The following is a 19929-nucleotide window of genomic DNA, read 5'->3' on the forward strand; positions in this document are numbered from 1 at the left end:
CGTGTCGCCGTGGCGTCGGCGACCGAGACGGACGAACGGCCCGACGCCATCATCCTCTTCATCAACTCCTATCACCGCGGCTACGCGTGGAGTGACGGAATCGAGGACGGCATGCGGGAGGTCTTCGCCGCGTCCGGTCAGCGCATCGAGATCTCCTACGAGTATCTGGACAGCCGCCGATTCGCCTTCGGCAAACTGTTTCACCCCGAGGTGCTCGATGGCATCACCAACATCACCGGCGTGAACGAGGAGATGAGCGTGGAGGGGACGATCGCGCTCGCGCTCAGTGTCCATCCAGACCGTCGCACCCTCGCCTTCGTCACCTCGACAGGCGACGACACCAGCCGCCGAATCAGCGAGCTGGTGGAGCCTCTTCTCCTTTCCCGAAAAGATCCCGATCGTGACATCCTGGTGCTCAAGGACGTCTCGTTGGAGACCTTGGGCCGGCGTCTGGAGGAGCTGCCGGCCGATACCCTGGTGTTCCTCAGCGGACAGCTCACCGATCAGGCAGCGGGGCGCGCACTCTCGCCGGTCGAGAACGGCAAGCTGATCTCGCAGATCAGCCCCTTCCCGGTCTACACCTTTTGGGGCTTCCACCTGGGAACAGGCGTGCTTGGCGGACGTATCCTGACCGGACGCGAGCAAGGCCGGGTGGCCGACCGCACGCGCGAGCTTGAATCGGCGTATGCCCAGCTGGCGGAGCTGAGCATGACCGACAGCCTGACGGGCCTAGCGAATCGACGCTGTTTCGACGAGACCTTAGGTGATTTCCAGGAAAGGATCTACCGGCGTGTAGGGGCGAATGAATTCGCCCCTTGTTCCTACAGGTCTTCCTGGCATGCTCAGACGGGATGCCAATTCCAGGAAATCGCCTAAACCGCGCCCAGTGCGGTATGCGATGTTTTTGGATGGGATCGGCCCCGGCGGATTTCACAACCGCTGGAGCCGGCGCGGTTTAAAGTATTAAAAAATATAAAATTTTAAACCGCGTCCCCCGCTAAGGGTCGTGGATTCACTAAACTTCGAACTCACTCGAAAGTTAGCATCTCGCTCTGGACGCGGTTTAAGTCGCGTCCGCTCCAGGTGAGTTCCGAGAAAGGGCGTCCCTGGCTCGACGAGAGAAGACCTTTGCTACCATTCTCGTTGTCGTTGTCGTTGTCGTAATCGACAACGACAACGATCGCGGAAGCTCTTCACTGCTCCACTAGGACGCGACGTCCAGGGTCTCCACCTCAAAACCGACAACGGTCCGTTGCGCGCGGCTGAATTCAACGCCGATGAGATGGATCAGCTGGCCTGCGGCGCGGTATCGATCGGCGTATCCGCGGTCCTTGATCTGTTGCAGCGCCCGCCCTTGCGGCGTCAATTCGACCACTTTGAACTCGAACAAATAGATCTGGCCATTGAAGCGTAACGCCATGTCGAGGCGGCCGTGGTTACTGGACTCCTCGGGGGTTAGATCCAACCCGAGGGAGGCAAAGTAGGCATAGAAGACGCTGGCGTAGTAGCCCTCGTACCGGGCGATGGGGTTGTCGCGATACCAGTCGCCGGGGATGCCGTCGAAGAAGGCCGTGAAGAGCTGTTTCAGACCAGCGAAGTCATTGACTTTAAGGAGTCGGTAGAGCGAGCGACGGTTGCGCGTATCGTCCGCTTGGCTTGGGGTCCAGGCGTCAAGCAATGCCGTATTCAAGCTCTGATAGACCTCGAGGTTCGGGTAGCGCAGCTTGTAAAACCAGGCTCCGCTGACTTGTTCCTCCGCGGCGATCGTCAAATAGCCAGCCTGAAACAGCAGTGCCTCGGTTGTCATGCGGTCGACGTCGAAGCTTGCCAGCAGGGCTGCGTCGGTTTCCATCTGTCCCAGGGCCGGCAACCAGGTGTGGCGTTCAGTCAAGACATCGATCAGGAAGGTCGGTGTGGCGGTTTCGAACCACCAGGGACGAAACAGGCGTTCTTGAAACAGCAGCAGAACGTCATACGGGTTGTAGACGGCATCCCCGGTCCAGTTGTAGCCGTTGTACCAGTCCCTGATTCGACCGCGATCCAGGTCCGCCAATTCCGGTGCGAAAACGCGGTCCAGATCCGCTTCGGTGTAGCCGCAGATTGCGGAGTATTCGGGTGAGATGGTGATGTCGCGCAGCGTGTTGAGCCCGGAAAACAAACTGACCTTGCTGAACTTTGAGACCCCGGTCAGAAAGGCAAACTGGATGTGCGCATCGGCTCCTTTGATGACCGAATAGAGATTGCGCAGTCCATCGCGGATCTCCCGAGCCGCCTTGGGACGCATGAGCGTATCGAGGATGGGCTTGTCGTATTCGTCCACCAGCACCACGGCGCGCTCCCCATGCGCCTCGGCAGTGTGGCGGATCAGTTGCGAGAAGCGACCGGAGAGGCTGCGATGGGTCATCTCGACACCGAGGAGTCGCGCATTGTCGTCCAGCAATTCACCGATTTTTTCGTCCAGCTCATCCCGGTTGCGGATCACCCCTTCAGCGAAACTGAGTCGAATCACCGGAAATCGACGTCCCCAGTCCCAGTGACCGTGGACATCGAGTCCACGAAACAGTGGCTCGTTACCGGCAAACAATTCGCCAAGCGTGTCGAGAAACAGGGATTTTCCAAAGCGGCGCGGTCGCGATAGGAAATAGTGCGTTCCGTTCTGGATCAGTTGCAGCGCGAAGCCGGTCTTGTCGACATAGTAGTGGTCACCCTCGCGGATCTTGGCGAAGGTCTGAATCCCGATGGGGAGCGTCTTTCGCGTCATGACCGCATCGGCTCAGAGTGCCGCGATCTTCCCGCGCTGCGCCTGCAGATCCCCGATCGCCCGCGACTGCTCGGCGAGGCGTGCGCGCTCCTTGTCGACGACGGCGGCCGGGGCCTTGTCGACGAAGCTCGGGTTGGCGAGCTTCTGCCCGATGCGGGCGATCTCGTCGGTCAGGCGGCCGATCTCCTTGTCGAGACGTTTGAGCTCGGCGTCTTTGTCGATCAGGCCGGCCATGGGGATGAGGAGCTTCATGGTGCCGACGAGCGCGATCGCCGATTCGGGCGCGCTCGACTCGTCTTCGAGCAGGGTGACGGATTCGATCCGGGCGAGGAAATCCAGATAGGGCCGGGCGACGGCGAGCCAGGTCTTGTCCTGCTCGGAGGCGTTGGCGACCAGCACCGGCAGCGGCTTACCGGGCGCGATGTTCATCTCGCCCTTGATGCGACGCACCCCGAGGATGACCTGCTGGACCCATTCGATCTCGGCCACGGCCTCGGGGTCGTCGGCGCCCGCGTCGGCGACGGGGTAGGGTGCCAGCATGATGGTCTCGCCTTGCGCACCGGCCAGGGGCGCGACCTTCTGCCAGATCTCCTCCGTGATGAAGGGCATGATGGGGTGGGCGAGCCGCAGCAGGGTCTCCAGCGTCTCGACCAGGGTGCGGCGGGTGCCGCGCTTGGCGGCATCGCTGGCGCTCGTGCCGGTGAGCACCGGCTTGGACAGCTCCAGGTACCAGTCGCAGAAGGCGTTCCAGGTGAAGTCGTAGATCGCCTGGGCGGCGAGGTCGAAGCGGTAGCCCTCGATGGCGTCGGTGACCGTCGCCGTGGTGGCGTTGAGCCGGGCGCGGATCCAACGGTCGGCGGCGGAGAGCTCCAGCGCGCCGCCCGATTGATCCGGGTTCTGGCCGCAGTCTTGATCCTCCGTGTTCATCAGCACGTAGCGCGAGGCGTTCCACAGCTTGTTGCAGAAGTTGCGGTAGCCTTCGATCCGACCCAGGTCGAATTTGACGTCGCGTCCGGTGGTGGCGAGCGCGGCGAAGGTGAAGCGCAGCGCGTCGGTGCCGAAGCCGGGGATGCCGTCGGGATAGTCCTTGCGGGTCTGTTTGGCGATCTTCTCGGCCAAATGCGGCTGCATCATTCCCTTGGTGCGCTTCTCGACCAGGGCTTCGAGTCCGATCCCGTCGATCAGATCGATGGGGTCGAGTACGTTGCCTTTGGACTTGGACATCTTGTCGCCGTGGGCATCGCGTACCAGGCCGTGGATGTAGACGTCCTTGAAGGGGACATCGCCCATGAATTTCAGGCCCATCATGATCATCCGGGCGACCCAGAAGAAGATGATGTCGAATCCGGTGACCAGCACCGAGGTCGGATAGAAGGCGTTGAGACGATCGGTCTGCTCCGGCCAGCCGAGCGTACTGAAGGGCCAGAGTGCGGAGCTGAACCAGGTGTCGAGCACGTCGGGGTCCCGGAGCAGGACGACCCGGGACCGAAGCCGTGGCGCGCGCGGACCTCGTTCTCGGAGCGGCCGACATAGACGTTGCCTTCCACGTCGTACCAGGCCGGGATGCGGTGTCCCCACCAGATCTGGCGGCTGATGCACCAGTCCTGGATGTTGCGCATCCAATCGTAATAGGTGTTCTTCCAGTTGTCCGGGACGAAGCGGATGCGCCCGTCCTCGACCGCGGCGATGGCCGGCTCCGCCAGCGGGGCGACGCGCACGTACCACTGATCGGTCAGATAGGGCTCGATGACCGCGCCCGAACGATCGCCGCGCGGCTGCTGAAGCCGGTGCTCCTTCACCGCGGCGAGCAGGCCGAGCGAGTCGAGATCCGCCACGATCAGCTTGCGGGCCTCGTAGCGGTCGAGCCCGACGTAGGCCGCGGGCAGCAGTGCGCCCTCCTCGGGCTGGTTGTCGCGGATCGCGGCATCCGGGGTGAGGATGTTGATCAGACCGCCGTGCGGCTGATCGGCGATCGCGGTCTCGTCGCGATGGCGCAGCCAGACCTGGTGGTCGTTGAAGTCGTGCGCGGGCGTGATCTTCACGCAGCCGGTCCCGAACTCCGGATCGGCGTGCTCGTCGGCGATCACGGGGATGCGCCGGCCGGTCAAGGGCAGCTCCACGAATTCGCCGATCAGGTGTCTGTAGCGTTCGTCTTCCGGGTTGACGGCCACGGCGCAGTCGCCGAGCAGGGTCTCGGGACGGGTAGTGGAGACGACCAGATGCGCCGGTCCCGTCGCGCCGGGCGGCAGCGCCAAGGGGTAGCGGATGTCCCACATGTGGCCGGACTCTTCCTCCGAGATGACCTCCAGATCGGAGACCGCCGTGTGCAGCGCCGGGTCCCAGTTGACCAGACGCTTGCCGCGATAGATCAGGCCCTCTTCGAACAGACGCACGAAGACCTCGCGCACCGCGTTGGAGAGGCCCTCGTCCATGGTGAAGCGCTCGTGTTGCCAGTCGAGCGAGGAGCCGAGACGGCGCAACTGGCGGGTGATGTTGCCGCCGGATTCCTGCTTCCAGTCCCAGACGCGCTCGATGAAGGCGTCGCGTCCCAGATCGTGACGGGTTTGGCCGGTGGCCTCCAATTGGCGCTCGACCACCATCTGGGTCGCGATCCCGGCGTGGTCCGTGCCCGGTTGCCAGAGCGTGCGATCGCCTTTCATCCGGTGATAGCGCACCATCGTATCCATGATGGTGTTGTTGAAGCCGTGACCCATGTGGAGGCTGCCGGTCACGTTCGGCGGCGGGATCATGATGCTATAGGCCCCGCCCCCCGTGTCTTCGTCCCGGGTGCTCCCGGTCTGGTCGGCCGGGACGAAATAGCCCTTCTCTTCCCAGAGGCGATACCGGTTTTTCTCGAGGGTTTGGGGGTCGTAGTTCTTTTCCAGCATGATGGTGTCGCCGTCTGCGAAGCGCGTTCGAATGAAGTCGCGAGTATAACCGAAGGCGCTCGACGCTTAGGGGCGCTCGACTGCGCGCGACTCGGTTGGAGCACCGCGGCGCCGACGGTTTAAGATCAGCCGGGAATCTGCACGGGGGACAGGGGCAGGCGTGATGGGAGTCGACGACAGACACAGTGGCCCCTTCAGCGGGCCGACCGGTTGGATCGAGGAGATCGGCTTCGCCGCGATCGCCCTTGCGAGCTGTCTCGGCCTGTATTTGAAGATCTTGCTCGGCCGAGCACGCTTGGACATGCCGGCCTTCGCGGCATCCCTGCGTCAGGCCGGGCTCTCCATTCTGCCGGCCATCACCTTGGTCACCGCCTCGCTCGGCCTGATCCTCGGTCACCAGATCGAGTCCATCCTGACCGAGCTCGATCTGCCCGGGCTCGTTGTCCTGACGCTGACCTATGCGACCGTCATGGAGCTGGTGCCGATCTTGGTGGGGATCCTGGTGGCCGGTCGGGCCGGTGTCGCGCTCGCGGTCCGGCAGGCGACGCTGACGGTGACCGGCGAGATGGACGGACTGCTCGCAAGCGGCATCCACCCCGTCCAGTTCACCGCCGGTCCGGTCTTGCTGGCGATGTTGATCATGAGCTTCGCCTTCGTGGTCTGGGGGACCTTGGTGACCTTCTTCGCGGCCGGCGCCTGGTTGTGGACGATGGCCGGGATCTCGCCTGCGCTGCTCTTCGAGTCGTTGATCCGAGCGCTCAGCGTCGGCGCCCTGATCGAGGCGTTGATCAAGCCCTTGCTGTTCGCGCTCTTGATCGCCCTCATCGCCACCGTCAACGGAACCGGCGCAGGCCGCAATCCGGAGGGGATCTCGCGCGCCGCGACGCGGACCATGATCGGGGCGGTCTCGGCGATCTTGGTGATGGACCTTCTCTATATCGTGTTCTTGCGGGTGTGATGCAGCAGCCTCCGGCCTCCGGCCTCCAGCCTCCGGCCTGCGGCAAGATCGTGCGGTGTGCCGATGACGCCGGCAATGACCTGGCGCGGCGACGGCGGTCTCGGTGGGCGCCGTGACGACGGCGCTGGTGCTCGAGGGGGTCTATCAGCATGTCGGCGGGCGCATGGCGCTCGACGACATCCGGCTCTCGTTGCCTGAAGGTGCTTGGTTGCTGATCTGCGGTCCGAACGGCGCGGGCAAGAGCCTCTTGACCCGATTGATCTTGGGACTGGACCGGCCCTCGGCGGGTACAATCGAGGTTCTGGGACAGGATCTGAGTCGGCTCGGCGAGGCCGCGATGGTGCGTCTGCGCGGCGACATCGGGGCGGTGCTGCAGCGCGGCTCGCTGCTCTCCGATTACAGCGTGCTGGACAACCTCCTGCTGCCCCTGCGCAACGTGCCCATGACCCGTTACGACATGGCCCGGGCGGCGCGCTTGGTAATGACCTTGTTGGGGCTGGACGGACTGGAGAATCACATGCCCCGCGGACTCTCCTTGGGCCAACAGAGACGCGTGGAGCTGGCACGTGCACTCATCCACCGTCCCAAGCTGCTGGTCTGGGACGGCCTTTCGGATGGGCTCGACCCGACTGTCGCGCGCGAGACCCTGGAGGTCCTGCGCACTTTAAGGGAGAACGGCAACCTGACCCTGATCGCCACCGACAACGTCCCGGATGCCTTGGCCGGAGCCGCCGATCGGGTTGCCGTGATGGAGCGCGGCCAACTGCTGTTCGAGGGCACGCCGCAGGAGCTCGAATCCGCCGGCGCGGCCCGCCTGGATCTGCGCGCAGCCCTGTGGGGACATCCATGACCGAGCCCTCGGGTCCTGCGGATCGCCGGCTGGATCGGCTCTATTCTCCGCCCGAGATCGGCGCGCCGGGCAAGCGTCGGGCGCGGGCCGAGCGTCGCGACCTGCTGTTTGCCGGCATCTTCGTGATTGCGATGGCGGCCTTCGCCGTGGCTGCGTTCACACTGGTGCTGCCCGGCCTGTTCGGGAAGACCTATCGGCTGCAGGCCTATTTCCCCGACGCCGACGGACTCGATGCCGGGCTTCAGGTGGTTCAGGAAGGTTATGTCATCGGTCTGGTCGAGCGCGTCGAGCCCGTCTTCCCGAGCGCCGATGCCCATCGGCTCCATTGCCCGGCGCCCTCTGACGACATGCCGGCGCGCTCGCCGACCCTGCCCTGTTTCCGAGCGACCTTGCGGATCCGCGACAATTGGCCGATCCCGCAGGGCAGTCACGCGCAGTTGGCGCCGCTGGGTCTTTTGAAGGGAGAAGCGATCAGCATCCGGCCCGGCAGCTCCGCGGATCTCTATGCCGACGGTGCCGTGATCGACGCCAAGGCACCCGATATCGATCTGACCGAGCGGCTCGCCGCGCTCACCGAGACGGTCCGCATCGTGGTCGAGGAGAGCATCGCCCCGACGCTCGCGAGCATCCGCGATCAGGTCAAGACCATCGAGCTGCTGATCGGCACGGGCGAGGACCAGGGCGAGAACCGCGATCGGCTTGCGGGCGCCTTCGAGAATCTCCGACTGCTGTCCGAGAACCTCGTCACGGCGGTCGATCCGGATGCGATCGGCGCCATTCTCGGCTCGGTGGAGGAGATGACCGCGAGCCTTGCGCTCATCACCGGCGACATGACCGGCAGCACCAAGGACATCCGGCGCGCGGTGGCCGATTACGGTGATCTGGCGGTGGACATCCGGGGCTTGGTCAACGAGAACCGTCCGGCGATCCAGCGCTCGCTCGACGACACCCAATTCCTCCTGCAGTCCCTATCCGCCGCCTTGACCCCAATCTTGACCAATATCGAGGACGCGAGCCGCAATCTCTCGGCCCTCGCGCGCGACCTGCGCGGCGACCCAACCTTGATCATCAAACGCCGTCAGCAAGAGGAGCAGGCGCCATGGTTCCGCTGAGGATCGGTCACCCGCATCAGGCGTCGACGATCTCGAGCCGCCTTTCGACGCGCTCGAGCTTATCGCTGAAACGATCCAGGCGAACAGACTGTTCGGCGAGAAAAACGTGCAGGCTTGCGACATCGCCTTCCAGTCGACCCAGGCGGGTCTTGATCTCGCGAATGTCTTCTCGACTCTCGCGCTGGGCATCCAGGACCTTTTGTACCATGGTCATGAGGAGTTCCAAGCTCGCTTCCGGCACCTTCTTCTCCCATTGTTCAGCATGTTTTACAAGAATAGCCCAAAGTCAGTTCCGCCTCACGTCATGTCTTGTGTCGCGTGCCTGATCCCGGAGTCATCGTTTGACGTCGCCATTTCAACGCTCTATGTCCGATAGGACGGGTCTGCGCCGCCCAAGCCGTCTCCTCCCCGCACTGATGCTCGTGCTGCTCGCGGGCGGTTGCGGCTCGCCTGCGCCCCTGCGCCCCGACCTTTTCTATGCGCTCGACCCCGAGCCTTTGGAGTCCCCGCTCGGCACGCCGCTGCCGGCAACCCTGTTGGTCTCGGATCTGGCCGCGCGCGGCTTCCTCGGCGGGAGGCAGATCGTCTTCCGTACCGAGGCCGAGCCTCTGCAGGTGCAGCGTTACGACGACCTGCTCTGGGCCGATCCCGTCCCGCATGCACTCGCGCGCAACCTGGTCCGTGCCGTGCGGCACGCGCAGGTCTTCGAGTTCGCCGTGATCCCGGCCGATCGCGCCCGTGCGGACTATCTGCTCGGCGGCGCGGTGGAGCGTTTCGAGCATCTACCGACCGCGACGCCGCCGCGGGTGGCCGGTGCACTCAACCTGGCCCTGGTGCGTGCCGACGACCGTCGCACCCTCCGGGATCGTAGTTTCCGGCGCGAGGTCGAGGTGCAGGGCGACACGCCGGAGGCCATGGCCGAGGCATTCAACCGACTGGCGGCCCTGCTGGCCGCCGATGTGGTGCGCGACCTGCGGACGCTGCCCGGACCCGCGCGCTCCTCGGAGACGCCATGATCGGCGCGATGGGTTTGGTCTCGTGCGCGTGCCCGGACGGTGTCGATGCGACCTGATCGGTTCGCGGCGCTCTATCCCCGCGGTCTGGATCGGATGCGCGTCGCCTGGGAGCATCTGCGCATCCCGGGGCCGCCGGCCGAGTTTGCACTGACCCGCACCGAGATCGAGCACCCCGACCCGCAGCGACGCTTCGCCCGCCGCACGATTCAGGAGATCACCTGCGACGGCGACCGGCTGGCCCTGATCGACAAGGCGTCGCCCCACAGCCTCTTCGACCTTATGGTGTCGGAGATCTCGGATCCTCCGAAGGCCACGCCCAGCGCCGTGGAGCCCATCACCGGCGGCGTCCTCTGGCGGACCGGGCTCGCCTTCGTGCGCTTCGTCTCCGATCCGCGGATCATGCGCCGTTTCGATCTGGCCGACGGCGAGCTGCACCTCGCGCTCAACTGCGACCCCAACACGCACGACCGCGAGAGCGTGCAGGCCGCCAAACAGTTTCATCTCCATCTCCTCTATTGGAGCGGCGAGGTGTTGAAACCGCTGGAGAGCGCCGGGCGATTCGGCACCGTCGCGGATGTCCGGCTGCGCCGTCAAGCCATCGACCCGCTTGCCTTCTTGGGCGTAGACCTGATTCACGCGTCGCTTGCCGGATTCGATCTCGGCATTCCGGGTGCCCGGCTGGCGATGCCCGACGAGCGCTTGACGCTCCGAGGCGACCGGCCGCTCGGCTGCCTGATCGAGCTGCCCGGCTGGCAGGTGCTCGACGACCCTGCGTTCGAGGATCTCATCCGGCGCCTACATCTGCGCCTCGAGGCGCTGGCGGCGGATCTGCTCGAGGTCTTTACCGGGCATCGCCGAGCGCCGTCGCCCTGGCATCGCCATGCGCTGCGCCCGCATGCCGACATTGCGCGTCGTCTCGTCGCGCTGCCGGTGTCCGCGCGGATTCGGGCCGGGCTGGGCGAGCTGTCCCTGGCGCTCCGAGACCTTCCCGTATCGACCGCCCGCCGCCTTGCTCGGACCGACGCGCGCCGCCGCACGGATCTGATGACACTGAATCAGCCCTGCTACGCCCTGAATCTCCATGCCCCCGCGCGCAACCGCCCGGGTGCAACGCTCGAAGACGCCGGGGTCGTGCACCTGACCATCCAGCCGAAGCTCTTCTCGGGCATCGGCGGGGCCGGTCTGCTCGGGCTCGGCGGTGTTCCCAGCGTGTGTATCCTGCGTGGCGAGGGACGTTTGAGCGTCGAGAGCTGGCATCGTCGAGGCCGGTTCCAACGCGCTTTCGCCGAGCGCAATCAGCGCCTCCAAGGCAATGATCCCGATATCCGTTTCGGGCCACTCAAGCGCTTTGTCGACTCGAGCACCGGTTGGGCATGACCGCCGGTGGATTTCTCCGATTTCGCCCACCTTTGGATCCTCTTCTCGCTGGCGTCGGCCTTTTTTCACGCCTCTCGCCTGGCGGTCACCAAACATCTCAGTCTCGATTTCTCCACCGAGGTGCTGACGTTCTACGTCAACCTCAGCAGCCTGGTCATCACCCTGCCGCTGATCCTCTGGTATCGTGATTTCCCCTTCCATGAGCCGGCCTATCTCATGGCCGTCCTCAGCGGGGGCATCTTGTCGGCCTTCGGCGGCTGGGCGTTGAACGCGGCGCTGCACAAGACCGAGGTCTCGCTGGTCGGACCCCTGATGACGCTGACCCCGGGCTTCGCGATCCTGATCGAATGGCTCATCACCGGCGCCTTGCCTGCATCCGTCGGTCTGCTCGGTGTCGTTCTGCTGGTGGGCGGGGGCTATATCCTGAGTCTCGGCGACCATGAGGTGCGCTGGTATCTCCCCTTCAAGCGGCTGGTGACGGACCCCGGCAGCGTGCTCGGGCTCGTTGCCGCCGCCTGCTTCGCCGCTGCGAGCGTGGTCGGGCGGATCGGCATCCAGTTGAGCGATCCGCTGTCGTTCGCGGTGATCGTCGCGATCGTCAACCCGCTGGTCATCTTCGTCCTCTTCAGTCTCCGCGACCGGGGCTTTTATCGGCAGATCTTCACGCCGCAGGCGCGCCGTCGCATCCGCCCCCTGCTGGTCCTCGGGGCGCTGTTCGCGCTCATGCGCATCGCCGACCAGATCGCGCTCAGCCTGACGTTGGCCTCCTACGCCATGGCCGTGAAGCGCACGGCGGGGGTCTTTTCCGTCGTCCTCGGGCGTTGGTTCTTCAACGAGCAGCATGTCGTCATCAAGCTGATCGGCGCCGCCGTCATGCTGCTCGGGGTGCTGGCCTTGACGCAGAAGTAGATTCGGCAGCTGCGGGCGGGGTACGCCGGCGTTTGTGCCACAACCGGGGGCAGCAGGTGCCGGGACCGTCGCCGGGATGGGTGTAATATCGATGTTTCAGGTCGAAGGTCGGGTTAGGCGCGCCGGTACAATGCCGGAGATTGTTTGCCGAGGCCGATGCGTGCCGTAATCCGGCGTTCGGCGGTTTGCGGCGAGTTCGGCTGTCGGATGACGCTGCGCTGATCCCACCTACGCGGCGGATCGGCGTGCGGAAGGGAGATCGGGATGACGATCGTGGTGGTTGCGGAAAAGCCGAGCGTCGCCCGCGACATCGCGCGGGTGCTGGGTGCGCGCCGCAAGGGCGAGGGGTTTCTGGAGGGCAACGGCTATCGGGTGACTTGGGCGATCGGGCATCTGATCCATTTCGCCGAGCCGGACGAGTACGGCGATGCCCAGGGTGTCGACTGGGCGGGGCGGTGGTCGGCGGATCAGCTCCCCATGATCCCCGAAGCCTGGAAGCTCAAGACCGCGAAGCAGACCGCGGCCCAGTTCAAGATCGTCAAGGCGCTCATCACGGCACCCGATACCGAGCGTCTGGTGTGTGCGACGGATGCCGGCCGCGAAGGCGAGCATATCTTTCGACTCATCTATCGGCACGCCCGCTGCAAAAAGCCGTTCGACCGACTCTGGATCTCCAGCCTGACCGACGAGGCGATCCGCGAGGGCTTTCGCGCGCTGCGCCCCGGCCAAGCCTACGATCATCTCGCCGATGCGGCGCGTGCCCGTGCGCAGGCGGATTGGCTGATCGGCATGAATCTCACGCGGGCCTACACGGTGCACAACCGGGTCCTCTGCACGATCGGACGGGTACAGACGCCGACCCTGGCGATGATCGTCGCTCGCGATCAGGTGATCGCGAGCTTCACCAAGGCATTCTTCTACGAGCTGGTCGCGCATCTGACGACCGCCGATGCGGCGCATTTCGACGCCCGCTACATCCGCGACGGCGAGACCCGCATCGAGAAGAAGGAAGAGGCCGAGCGGCTCCACCGCGAGCTGAGCCCCCATCGCATCGGGCGGGTTGCGAAGGTCGAGAAGAAGATCCGCACCGTCCGTCCGCCGCCGCTCTATGACCTGACCAATCTGCAGCGCGATGCCAACCGGCGCTTCGGTTTCACCGCCGCGCAGGTGCTCGAACATGCCCAGTCGCTCTACGAGACCCACAAGCTCATCAGCTATCCGCGCACCGAGAGCCGCCACATCTCCGAGGACATGCTGCCCGAGCTGCCGGGCATCCTGAAGGGTCTGCAACATCCGCTCGCCGGCGAGGCATTGGGCCGGCTTCAGGCGGGCCATCGGCTGGGCAAGGCGTACGTGGACCGCACCAAGCTGACCGACCATCACGCCATCCTGCCGACCGGCAAGACACCTTCCCCCGATCTGCCGCCCGCGCTGCGCAAGATCTACGACCTGGTGGTCACGCGCTTCGTCGCGGTCTTCCTGCCGGATCAGCGCATCGAGGAGACGCGCGTGGAGATCGCGATCGGGGATGCGACCTTCCTGGCGCGCGGTGCGGTGGTCCTGGAACCGGGCTGGAAGCGGGCCGAGACCGGCGGGCGTGCCGAGTCGAGCGGCACGGGCGAGTCCGGTTTGGACCAGACCGGCGCTGACCAGACCGGCGAGTCCAACGTCTTGCCGCCGCTGGTGAAGGACCAGCAGCTCCAGGTCGACAGCTTGGAGGTGCAGGAGAAGGAGACGCAGCCGCCGCGTCACTACGACGATTCGACCCTCTTGGCCGCCATGAAGAACGCCGGTCGCGAGATCGAGGACGATGCCTTGGCCGCGGCGATGAAACAATCCGGTCTTGGCACGCCGGCGACGCGTGCCGAGATCATCGAGAAGCTGATCCGCACCCGCTATGTCGAGCGCCGACGCAAGCAGTTGCATGCCACGGCCAAAGGCATCGCCCTGATCGGCCTGGTCGCACCGGCACTGCGCAGCCCGGAGCTGACGGCCGAGTGGGAGCAGCGCCTCAAAGACGTCGAGCACGGCGAGCTGCCGGTCGAGGTCTTCGATCGCGACATCATCGGGTTTCTGCGCGAGCTGGTGCCGCAGATCGCACAAGGCCCGGCAATGTCTGCCGAGCAGGTGTCAGCGGAGCGCGCCGAACGCCCGGCGAGAAAGGGCGCGAAGACCGGGCGGGTAGGGGGTACGCGGAAGTCCGGGCGGTCGCGCCGGGGCGGCGCCTCGGAAGGATCGACCGCATCTCGGACGGCCGGTCTCGGCGCCTGTCCGATCTGTCGCGAGGGCGAGATGACCGAGAACGCCCGCGCCTATGGATGCAGCCGTTATCGCGAGGGCTGCGGCTTCACCGTCTGGAAGACGGTCGCCGGTTTGACCCTGACGCAGGATCAGGTGCAACGCCTCGTGGCGGAGGGTCGGCTTCCGCGTCTCGAGGGCTTCACCTCGAAGGCGGGCAAACCCTTTGGTGCCGGGTTGCGGCTGGATGCAGCGGGGAAAGTGGTTTTCGATTTCGAGTCCGAGCCGACCGACACCGGGTCGGCACAGGTGGGCGCCGAGGGCGGGCAGGAGACTCGCAAGACCACTCGATCCAGCCGAGGCCGGCCGGCGGTCCCGGAAGGTGCGAAGGACAGCCGCGCGTCGACCCCTTCGATTCGCGACCGCCCCCCCGTCTGCCCCAAATGCGGCCAAGGCAGGATCATCGAAGGCCGTCGCGGCTTCGGCTGCAACCGCTTCCGCGAGGGCTGCGACTTCGTGGTCTGGAAGACCTACGAGGGCCGGGATCTGGAGGAGACGGACATCCGTGACCTGATCGAGCACGGACGGACCCGGTCGATCGCAAGCAACGAGGCCGCCGCGGGTCCGCTCCGACTGCGTCTCGATGACCGGTGGCAGGTCGTGGCCGACTCGGACGCCGCTGCGACCGAGGGGTCTTGACCGCCGAGTGCAGCACGGCAGATGTGTCGAGCCCTTTCGTTGTCGTTGTCGTTGTCGTTGTCGTGGTCGTGGTCGTGGTCGTAGTCGCATCGATAGTCGATTACGACAACGACAACGACAACGACAACGGTCTCGGAATCGCTGCACGGCTCCGTTCGCCGAACGCCGGCACCGGGCGGTGCCGGCGGCCCCGGCCGATGCCGGTCCTATTTCAGCTCGGTCGCGTTGATCCAGAGCACGGCGTCCTGCGACAGCTCCTTGCCCTCGTGCTCCTTGGCCGGGCCGGAGCCGAGGCAGGCGAAGCCCCAGACGCCGGGGCGCGGGATGCCGAAGGTGAAGACACCGTTGGGATCGGTGACGGCGACGACGGCGCTTTCCGGTACCGGGCCCGTGTGGTCCTTGCCGAAGGCGTTCGCGGCCATGTCGATATCGGTGTTGATGTATTCGATCTCGCATTCGACACCGGCGGCGGGCGCGCCCTCGCTGAGGAGCTGACCGCTGAAGGTGCTGCCGACGAAGACCTGGTAGGGCTTGTTCAGCGGCACGATCTCGGTCGGCAGGCCAAGGGGCTCGCCCCAGCCGGTCGGCATGCCGCCTTTGTTCACGATCATCTTGGTGATCTGTTGAATATAGGCACCTTCGGCCTCTTCCAGGTAAGGGGCGGGAACCAATGCGAAGAGATAGTCGCCGTTGCGCCTGACCTTGTAGGTCGTCTCGTAGGCCTTGGCCTCGTTCTGCGGACCTTTCCAGGTGATGGGTGTCAGGCTGCCCTTAAGGTCGGTCTCCTCGCCCTTGAAGACAACGACGAACCGCTCCGGCTCGCCCATGTCCATGACGTTGCTGTTCTCCATCGGGTGGCCGAAGACCAGCTTGAACGGCACGTCTGCAGGCTCCGCGAGCATCACATCGGGGGTGTAGAGGAGCTGGAAGTGGGCGTGTACCGGCGCGGTCAGCCCGACGGCGATGAAGGCGGCGAGCGGGGCGAGGGCGGCGCCCCGGGTGATTTGCGTCATGTTGGTCGTACTCCTTATCAACAGTGGGTTGGGGAATTTCGGCGGCCGACGACAGAACCGAAGCGGTCAGGGGAGGCGCATCGACCCCGTCGGCAGCGAGGGCCCGACGCGGAACGCTGCACGCGGGGGCCTGATTACAGGCAGCGGGTCGTTACTCGACGATGTCCGTGCCCGCGATCTCGATCTGGTGCCCGGGGCCGGCGTCGAAGACGACCTTGTATCTGCCGTCGGGTTTCTGGAACTCGTACTCGCTGTCCTCGCTCATTGCGCCTTCGAGTACGGCGTTGCCCGAGGCGTCGAGCACGCGGATCGCGACACCGGATGCGGACGAACCGTCGGAGAACCCGCCTTCGCACAGCACGGTGCCGTCGCCGTTGTCGTAGCAGGAGCAGAGCGGGGTGTGGGCGAGAGCGACGGAGCCGATGAGCAGCAGGGCGGCGGCGGGGACTGCGAGCATCGTGGACTTGAGCACAGGGTTCTCCTCTTGAACGGGTAGATCGGGGCGCGCCGCGGTGGCTCGCGGGTCCCGCGGCCGGCGACGGACGGCGACTCTCGTCCGCACGGCGCGCAATTCACGGACAGGTTATCAGGCTTTGCGTGCGTTAGTAAATAGCAATCGTTCGCGTTTGTATTGGCGATGCCGTCGGCGTAGACTGCGGCGTCGAGCACCCGTCGTTGCACGTCCGACAGAGACGGTGCTTCGATTCAGCCGGTATGCGCCACACAAACCCTCAGCGGAGACCGATCGTGAGTCACGAGACGGCGCCGCAAGCGTACCCCGCAGTGCCGATGACCGCGGCCGCGGCCGCGCCGGCCATCGAAGTCCGCCATCTGGCCCACCGCTACGGCGGGCGCTTCCTCTATCGGGACCTCAATTTCGCGGTGCCGCAGGGCAAGGTCGTCGCGCTGCTCGGCATCGCCGTCGCGGTGTCGATCGCGATTTGGCTCCTGCGCCGCCGCGGTCCGCTTCGCCGGGTGATGCTCCCGGCCTTCGCGTTGGTCGCGCTCACCGGTCTCTACGGGCTCCTTGCGCTCGCGCTGTTTCCGCCTGAATCCGCTGCGGATCGGGGTTACGGAGCGTCCGCCGGAGAATAAATAACAATCATTCTTGTTGTCGTTTAGCGTCGGTCGCGCTTAAACTGACAACACCTTCCAGTTCGTGTGTCTACTCTCAACTTGAGCCCTCCCATGTCCCGCACCCCCGATTCCCCGCCCCGCACGCTGAACGACATCCCGCCGGGACAGCGCGTGCGCATCCGCGGCCACCGGTCGAGCGGGGCGGTGCGCCAGCGCCTTCTCGACCTGGGGTTGATGCCGAACACGGTGGTGACGATGGTGCGCAGTGCCCCCCTCAACGATCCGATCGAGATCAAGCTTGCGGCCGGCAGCATCACCTTGCGCCGACAGGAGGCGGCGACCGTCGAGGTCGAGGACCCGAACGAGCGCGACGACCGGCGGCAGGATGGCATCGAAGGCGGACGATCGGGCAACCCGGCCTCCGAGGAGTCTCGCCCATGAGCGCAACCAAACCCCTTCTGGTGGCCCTCGCGGGTCAGCAGAATGCCGGAAAATCGACACTCTTCAACCTCTTGACCGGCGCGCGGCAACATGTCGCGAACTATCCGGGCGTGACCGTCGACAAGAAGTACGGCCAGTACGCGGATGCCGAAGGCGCGGTCCGGACGGTAGACCTGCCCGGCACCTACAGCCTCACCTCGTTCTCGCTGGAGGAGCGGGTTGCTCGGGAGTTCCTGCTCGCCGAGCGTCCGGACGTGACGGTGAACGTCGTCGATGCCTCGAACCTTCAGCGCTCGCTGCACCTGACGTTTCAGTTGCTGGAGATGGGTCTGCCGACGGTGCTGGCGCTGAACATGATGGACGTGGCCGCCGGCCGCGACATCCGCATCGACCACAAGGCCCTCGCGCGCCGGCTCGGGCTGCCGGTGGTGCCGACGGTCGGGCGCAAGAATCAGGGCCGCGAGCCGTTGCGTCAGGCGATCCGGGCGCGGGCGGCGGCGAACGACCCGGCCGGCAGTCCCGCGCCTCCGGTGGACTACGGAGCGCTCGAGCCCGCGATCACCGAGCTTCGCACCGCGCTCGACGCGCTCGAGACCCTCGGCGACACGCCGCGCCGCTGGCTGGCGCTGAAACTGCTGGAGGGCGACATCCAGGCCGATTGCCTGCTTGCGGGCAGCGTCGGCGAGGCCATCGCCAACCCTCTGCTGACGCGCGCCGAGGCCTTGCGCAAGGTCTTCGCGGCGGCGGAAGGGCGCTCGGTCGGGGACCACGTCGTCGCCTGCCGCGACCGCGCCGTCACCGCGCTGCTCGCCGGCGTGCTGAGCGGTGCGGCCGGCGGTCGCCCGACGCTGACCGAGCGCATCGACCGCGTGGTGCTGAACCGCGCCGCCGCACCCTTCTTTCTGGTCCTGACGGTCTTCATGATCTACCAGGTGTCGATCGTTTGGGGCTACGAGCTGACCACCTATACCTGGCCGCTCCTGGCCGGGCTGCGCGAGCTGATCGCCGGGCTGCTGCCTGCGGCCGGGTTCCTGAACGATCCCTACACGCGCGCCATGGGGCTCTGGCTCGTGGACTCGGCCAACACGCTGCTCAACTACGTGCCGATCTTCCTGATCCTGTTCGCGGCCATCGCCGTCATCGAGGACACGGGCTACATGGCCCGCATCGCCTTCATCCTGGACAAGATCCTGCACCGCTTCGGGCTGCACGGACAAAGTACGCTGCCGCTGATCTTAGGCGGGGTGTTCGCCGGCGGCTGTGCGGTACCCGGCGTCATGGCGACCAAGGGTATTCCGGACCACCGGGCGCGCATGGCGACCATCTTCGCCGTGCCCTACATGAACTGTCTGGCCAAGGTGCCGCTCTACACGCTCTTGCTCGGCATCTTCTTCGTCGAGGATAAGACACTCATGATGTTTTACATCTCGACGATGACCATCATCTTCGCGCTGCTCGTCTCGAAGCTCCTGACGGTCACCCTGCTGCGCGGGCAGGAGACCTCGCCGTTCGTCATGGAGCTGCCGCACTACCACCTGCCGACCCTGTGGGGCGTGTTGCGCCGCTCGTTGGAGCGCACCTGGCAGTACGTGAAGAAGGTCGGTACCGTCGTGCTTGCGGTCGCCGTGGTCGTGTTCACCTTGCTGCATGTGCCGGGTTTGCCGGCGGAGCGCAGCGCCCATTTCGAGCAGCAAGGGCAGGCGGCGGCCGTGCGTTTCGAGCAGGCACTGGCCGGCAACACCTATCATGACGCGGTCCTCGGCGGCGGTGCCGAGTCGCTGGTCGCGCTGCTGAACTTCGAGACCGACTACAAGCGCGCGCGGCTCAACGCGAAGGGCGAGGCCGGCTCCAAGGTGGTGGCCGAGCGTTTCGAAACACGCAACCCGAGCTTCTATGCGTTGGTCAGGCCGCCATCCGATGATCAGGATGCGAGGCAGGCCAGCCGCGCCCTGCGCGATCTCGCCAAGACGCGCCAGACGCTCCGGCGGGAGATGCGCGAGGAGCGCATCACTTACTCCGTGCTCGGCAGCATCGGCCGGGGTCTGGAGCCGGTCACCCAGTTCGCGGGCTTCGACTGGAAGATCAATGTCGCGCTCTTGGCGTCGTTCGCCGCGCGCGAGAGCAGCGTCGCAACGCTGGGCGTGCTGTTCCAGCAGGACGACGACGCCAACCAGACCCTGGAGCAGCGCATGGGCGCCGAGACCGCGGCCGGCGGGGCGACCACGCTGATGGCCGTCGCGCTGATCCTGTTCTTCGCGCTCTATCCGCCGTGCCTCGCGACCACCATCATGGTCAAGGTCCAGACCGGCTCCTACAAATGGATGCTGTTCTCGATCGTCTTCCCGACGCTGCTCGGGCTCGCCGTCGCCAGCCTGGTCTACAGCATCGGCACCGCGCTCGGGGCGAGCGGCATCCAGGTGATGACAGCAGTCTACCTCGGCGCGTTGGCCCTGCTGCTCGTGGTCGGGCTGGCCGGCGGGCGGCGCGTGGCCCGGCGCGGACTGCTCGCCTGAGGGATGCTGGGGTCCCGGCGCGATGGCGGGGCTTCCGGCCCTCGCTCGGCGCGCCTTCCGGTGCAAAGGTATTCTCT

The 19929-nt window shown here is 65.7% G+C and carries 15 protein-coding genes and 1 pseudogene; 11 read left to right on the plus strand and 5 right to left on the minus strand.

Going from position 1 to position 19929, the window contains the following annotated elements; translation table 11 throughout:
* Window positions 1-9 precede the first annotated feature (9 nt).
* Window positions 10-876, plus strand: a complete 867-nt coding sequence (locus tag KFB96_RS21585) for a GGDEF domain-containing protein (RefSeq protein WP_213456914.1) — start codon at window positions 10-12, stop codon at window positions 874-876.
* 328 nt (window positions 877-1204) lie between these two features.
* On the opposite strand, the gene KFB96_RS21590 is transcribed toward KFB96_RS21585, so the two are convergent.
* Both KFB96_RS21590 and KFB96_RS21595 read right to left on the minus strand, forming a co-directional pair.
* Complete coding sequence (locus tag KFB96_RS21590; RefSeq protein WP_213456912.1) at window positions 1205-2761, minus strand: ATP-binding protein; 1557 nt, start codon at window positions 2759-2761, stop codon at window positions 1205-1207.
* A gap of 12 nt (window positions 2762-2773) precedes the next feature.
* A pseudogene (locus tag KFB96_RS21595) lies at window positions 2774-5649 on the minus strand (valine--tRNA ligase).
* 163 nt (window positions 5650-5812) lie between these two features.
* On the opposite strand from KFB96_RS21595, the gene KFB96_RS21600 reads away from it, so the two are divergent.
* From KFB96_RS21600 to KFB96_RS21610, 3 genes are all read left to right on the plus strand, one after another.
* Window positions 5813-6607, plus strand: coding sequence for an ABC transporter permease (locus KFB96_RS21600; protein WP_213456908.1), 795 nt, complete (start codon window positions 5813-5815; stop codon window positions 6605-6607).
* A 103-nt stretch (window positions 6608-6710) separates the two neighbouring features.
* A complete protein-coding gene (locus KFB96_RS21605; RefSeq protein WP_300970706.1) occupies window positions 6711-7457 on the plus strand; it encodes an ABC transporter ATP-binding protein in 747 nt (248 codons plus the stop codon).
* Window positions 7454-8569 (plus strand): MlaD family protein, encoded by a 1116-nt coding sequence (locus KFB96_RS21610; RefSeq protein ID WP_213456907.1) that lies wholly within the window; start codon window positions 7454-7456, stop codon window positions 8567-8569. The genes KFB96_RS21605 and KFB96_RS21610 overlap by 4 nt, the downstream gene beginning before the upstream one ends.
* A 16-nt stretch (window positions 8570-8585) precedes the next feature.
* Here KFB96_RS21610 and KFB96_RS21615 read toward each other — a convergent pair whose 3' ends face one another.
* The gene (locus tag KFB96_RS21615; protein WP_213456905.1) at window positions 8586-8783 is read right to left on the minus strand and encodes a hypothetical protein; all 198 of its coding nucleotides are present in this window, start codon (window positions 8781-8783) and stop codon (window positions 8586-8588) included.
* A gap of 151 nt (window positions 8784-8934) precedes the next feature.
* On the opposite strand from KFB96_RS21615, the gene KFB96_RS21620 reads away from it, so the two are divergent.
* From KFB96_RS21620 to KFB96_RS21635, 4 genes are all read left to right on the plus strand, one after another.
* Window positions 8935-9585 (plus strand): ABC-type transport auxiliary lipoprotein family protein, encoded by a 651-nt coding sequence (locus KFB96_RS21620; protein WP_213456903.1) that lies wholly within the window; start codon window positions 8935-8937, stop codon window positions 9583-9585.
* A gap of 45 nt (window positions 9586-9630) precedes the next feature.
* A complete protein-coding gene (locus tag KFB96_RS21625; RefSeq protein WP_213456901.1) occupies window positions 9631-10962 on the plus strand; it encodes a hypothetical protein in 1332 nt (443 codons plus the stop codon).
* A 6-nt stretch (window positions 10963-10968) separates the two neighbouring features.
* Window positions 10969-11871, plus strand: coding sequence for a DMT family transporter (locus KFB96_RS21630; protein ID WP_213456899.1), 903 nt, complete (start codon window positions 10969-10971; stop codon window positions 11869-11871).
* A gap of 264 nt (window positions 11872-12135) precedes the next feature.
* Window positions 12136-14808, plus strand: coding sequence for a type IA DNA topoisomerase (locus KFB96_RS21635; protein ID WP_213456897.1), 2673 nt, complete (start codon window positions 12136-12138; stop codon window positions 14806-14808).
* Between the two features lie 206 nt (window positions 14809-15014).
* On the opposite strand, the gene KFB96_RS21640 is transcribed toward KFB96_RS21635, so the two are convergent.
* Window positions 15015-15821 (minus strand): DUF4198 domain-containing protein, encoded by an 807-nt coding sequence (locus KFB96_RS21640; protein WP_213456895.1) that lies wholly within the window; start codon window positions 15819-15821, stop codon window positions 15015-15017.
* A 151-nt stretch (window positions 15822-15972) separates the two neighbouring features.
* Complete coding sequence (locus KFB96_RS21645; RefSeq protein WP_366931459.1) at window positions 15973-16293, minus strand: hypothetical protein; 321 nt, start codon at window positions 16291-16293, stop codon at window positions 15973-15975.
* Window positions 16294-16568: 275 nt separating this feature from the next.
* Here KFB96_RS21645 and KFB96_RS21650 point away from each other — a divergent pair, with 275 nt between their 5' ends.
* The 3 genes from KFB96_RS21650 (at window position 16569) to feoB (ending at window position 19852) form a co-directional block, all read left to right on the plus strand.
* Window positions 16569-16916, plus strand: coding sequence for a hypothetical protein (locus KFB96_RS21650; RefSeq protein WP_213466021.1), 348 nt, complete (start codon window positions 16569-16571; stop codon window positions 16914-16916).
* 93 nt (window positions 16917-17009) lie between these two features.
* Complete coding sequence (locus KFB96_RS21655) at window positions 17010-17339, plus strand: FeoA family protein (protein WP_213456891.1); 330 nt, start codon at window positions 17010-17012, stop codon at window positions 17337-17339.
* On the plus strand, window positions 17336-19852 hold the full coding sequence (gene feoB, locus KFB96_RS21660) for a ferrous iron transport protein B (RefSeq protein ID WP_213456889.1): 2517 nt from the start codon (window positions 17336-17338) through the stop codon (window positions 19850-19852). Before KFB96_RS21655 ends, feoB begins: the two co-directional genes overlap by 4 nt.
* Window positions 19853-19929: the final 77 nt, after the last annotated feature.

It is taken from the genome of Thiocapsa sp. (genome assembly GCF_018399035.1).
Taxonomy (GTDB): domain Bacteria; phylum Pseudomonadota; class Gammaproteobacteria; order Chromatiales; family Chromatiaceae; genus Thiocapsa.

Excerpts from the sequence above, each read along its gene's own strand:
- feoB (WP_213456889.1), top strand. The coding sequence starts at position 17,336 with ATGAGCGCAACCAAACCCCTTCTGGTGGCCCTCGCGGGTCAGCAGAAT.
- KFB96_RS21635 (WP_213456897.1), top strand. The coding sequence starts at position 12,136 with ATGACGATCGTGGTGGTTGCGGAAAAGCCGAGCGTCGCCCGCGACATC.
- KFB96_RS21610 (WP_213456907.1), top strand. The coding sequence starts at position 7,454 with ATGACCGAGCCCTCGGGTCCTGCGGATCGCCGGCTGGATCGGCTCTAT.
- KFB96_RS21640 (WP_213456895.1), bottom strand. The coding sequence starts at position 15,821 with ATGACGCAAATCACCCGGGGCGCCGCCCTCGCCCCGCTCGCCGCCTTC.
- KFB96_RS21620 (WP_213456903.1), top strand. The coding sequence starts at position 8,935 with ATGTCCGATAGGACGGGTCTGCGCCGCCCAAGCCGTCTCCTCCCCGCA.
- KFB96_RS21615 (WP_213456905.1), bottom strand. The coding sequence starts at position 8,783 with ATGACCATGGTACAAAAGGTCCTGGATGCCCAGCGCGAGAGTCGAGAA.
- KFB96_RS21590 (WP_213456912.1), bottom strand. The coding sequence starts at position 2,761 with ATGACGCGAAAGACGCTCCCCATCGGGATTCAGACCTTCGCCAAGATC.
- KFB96_RS21600 (WP_213456908.1), top strand. The coding sequence starts at position 5,813 with ATGGGAGTCGACGACAGACACAGTGGCCCCTTCAGCGGGCCGACCGGT.
- KFB96_RS21625 (WP_213456901.1), top strand. The coding sequence starts at position 9,631 with ATGCGACCTGATCGGTTCGCGGCGCTCTATCCCCGCGGTCTGGATCGG.
- KFB96_RS21655 (WP_213456891.1), top strand. The coding sequence starts at position 17,010 with ATGTCCCGCACCCCCGATTCCCCGCCCCGCACGCTGAACGACATCCCG.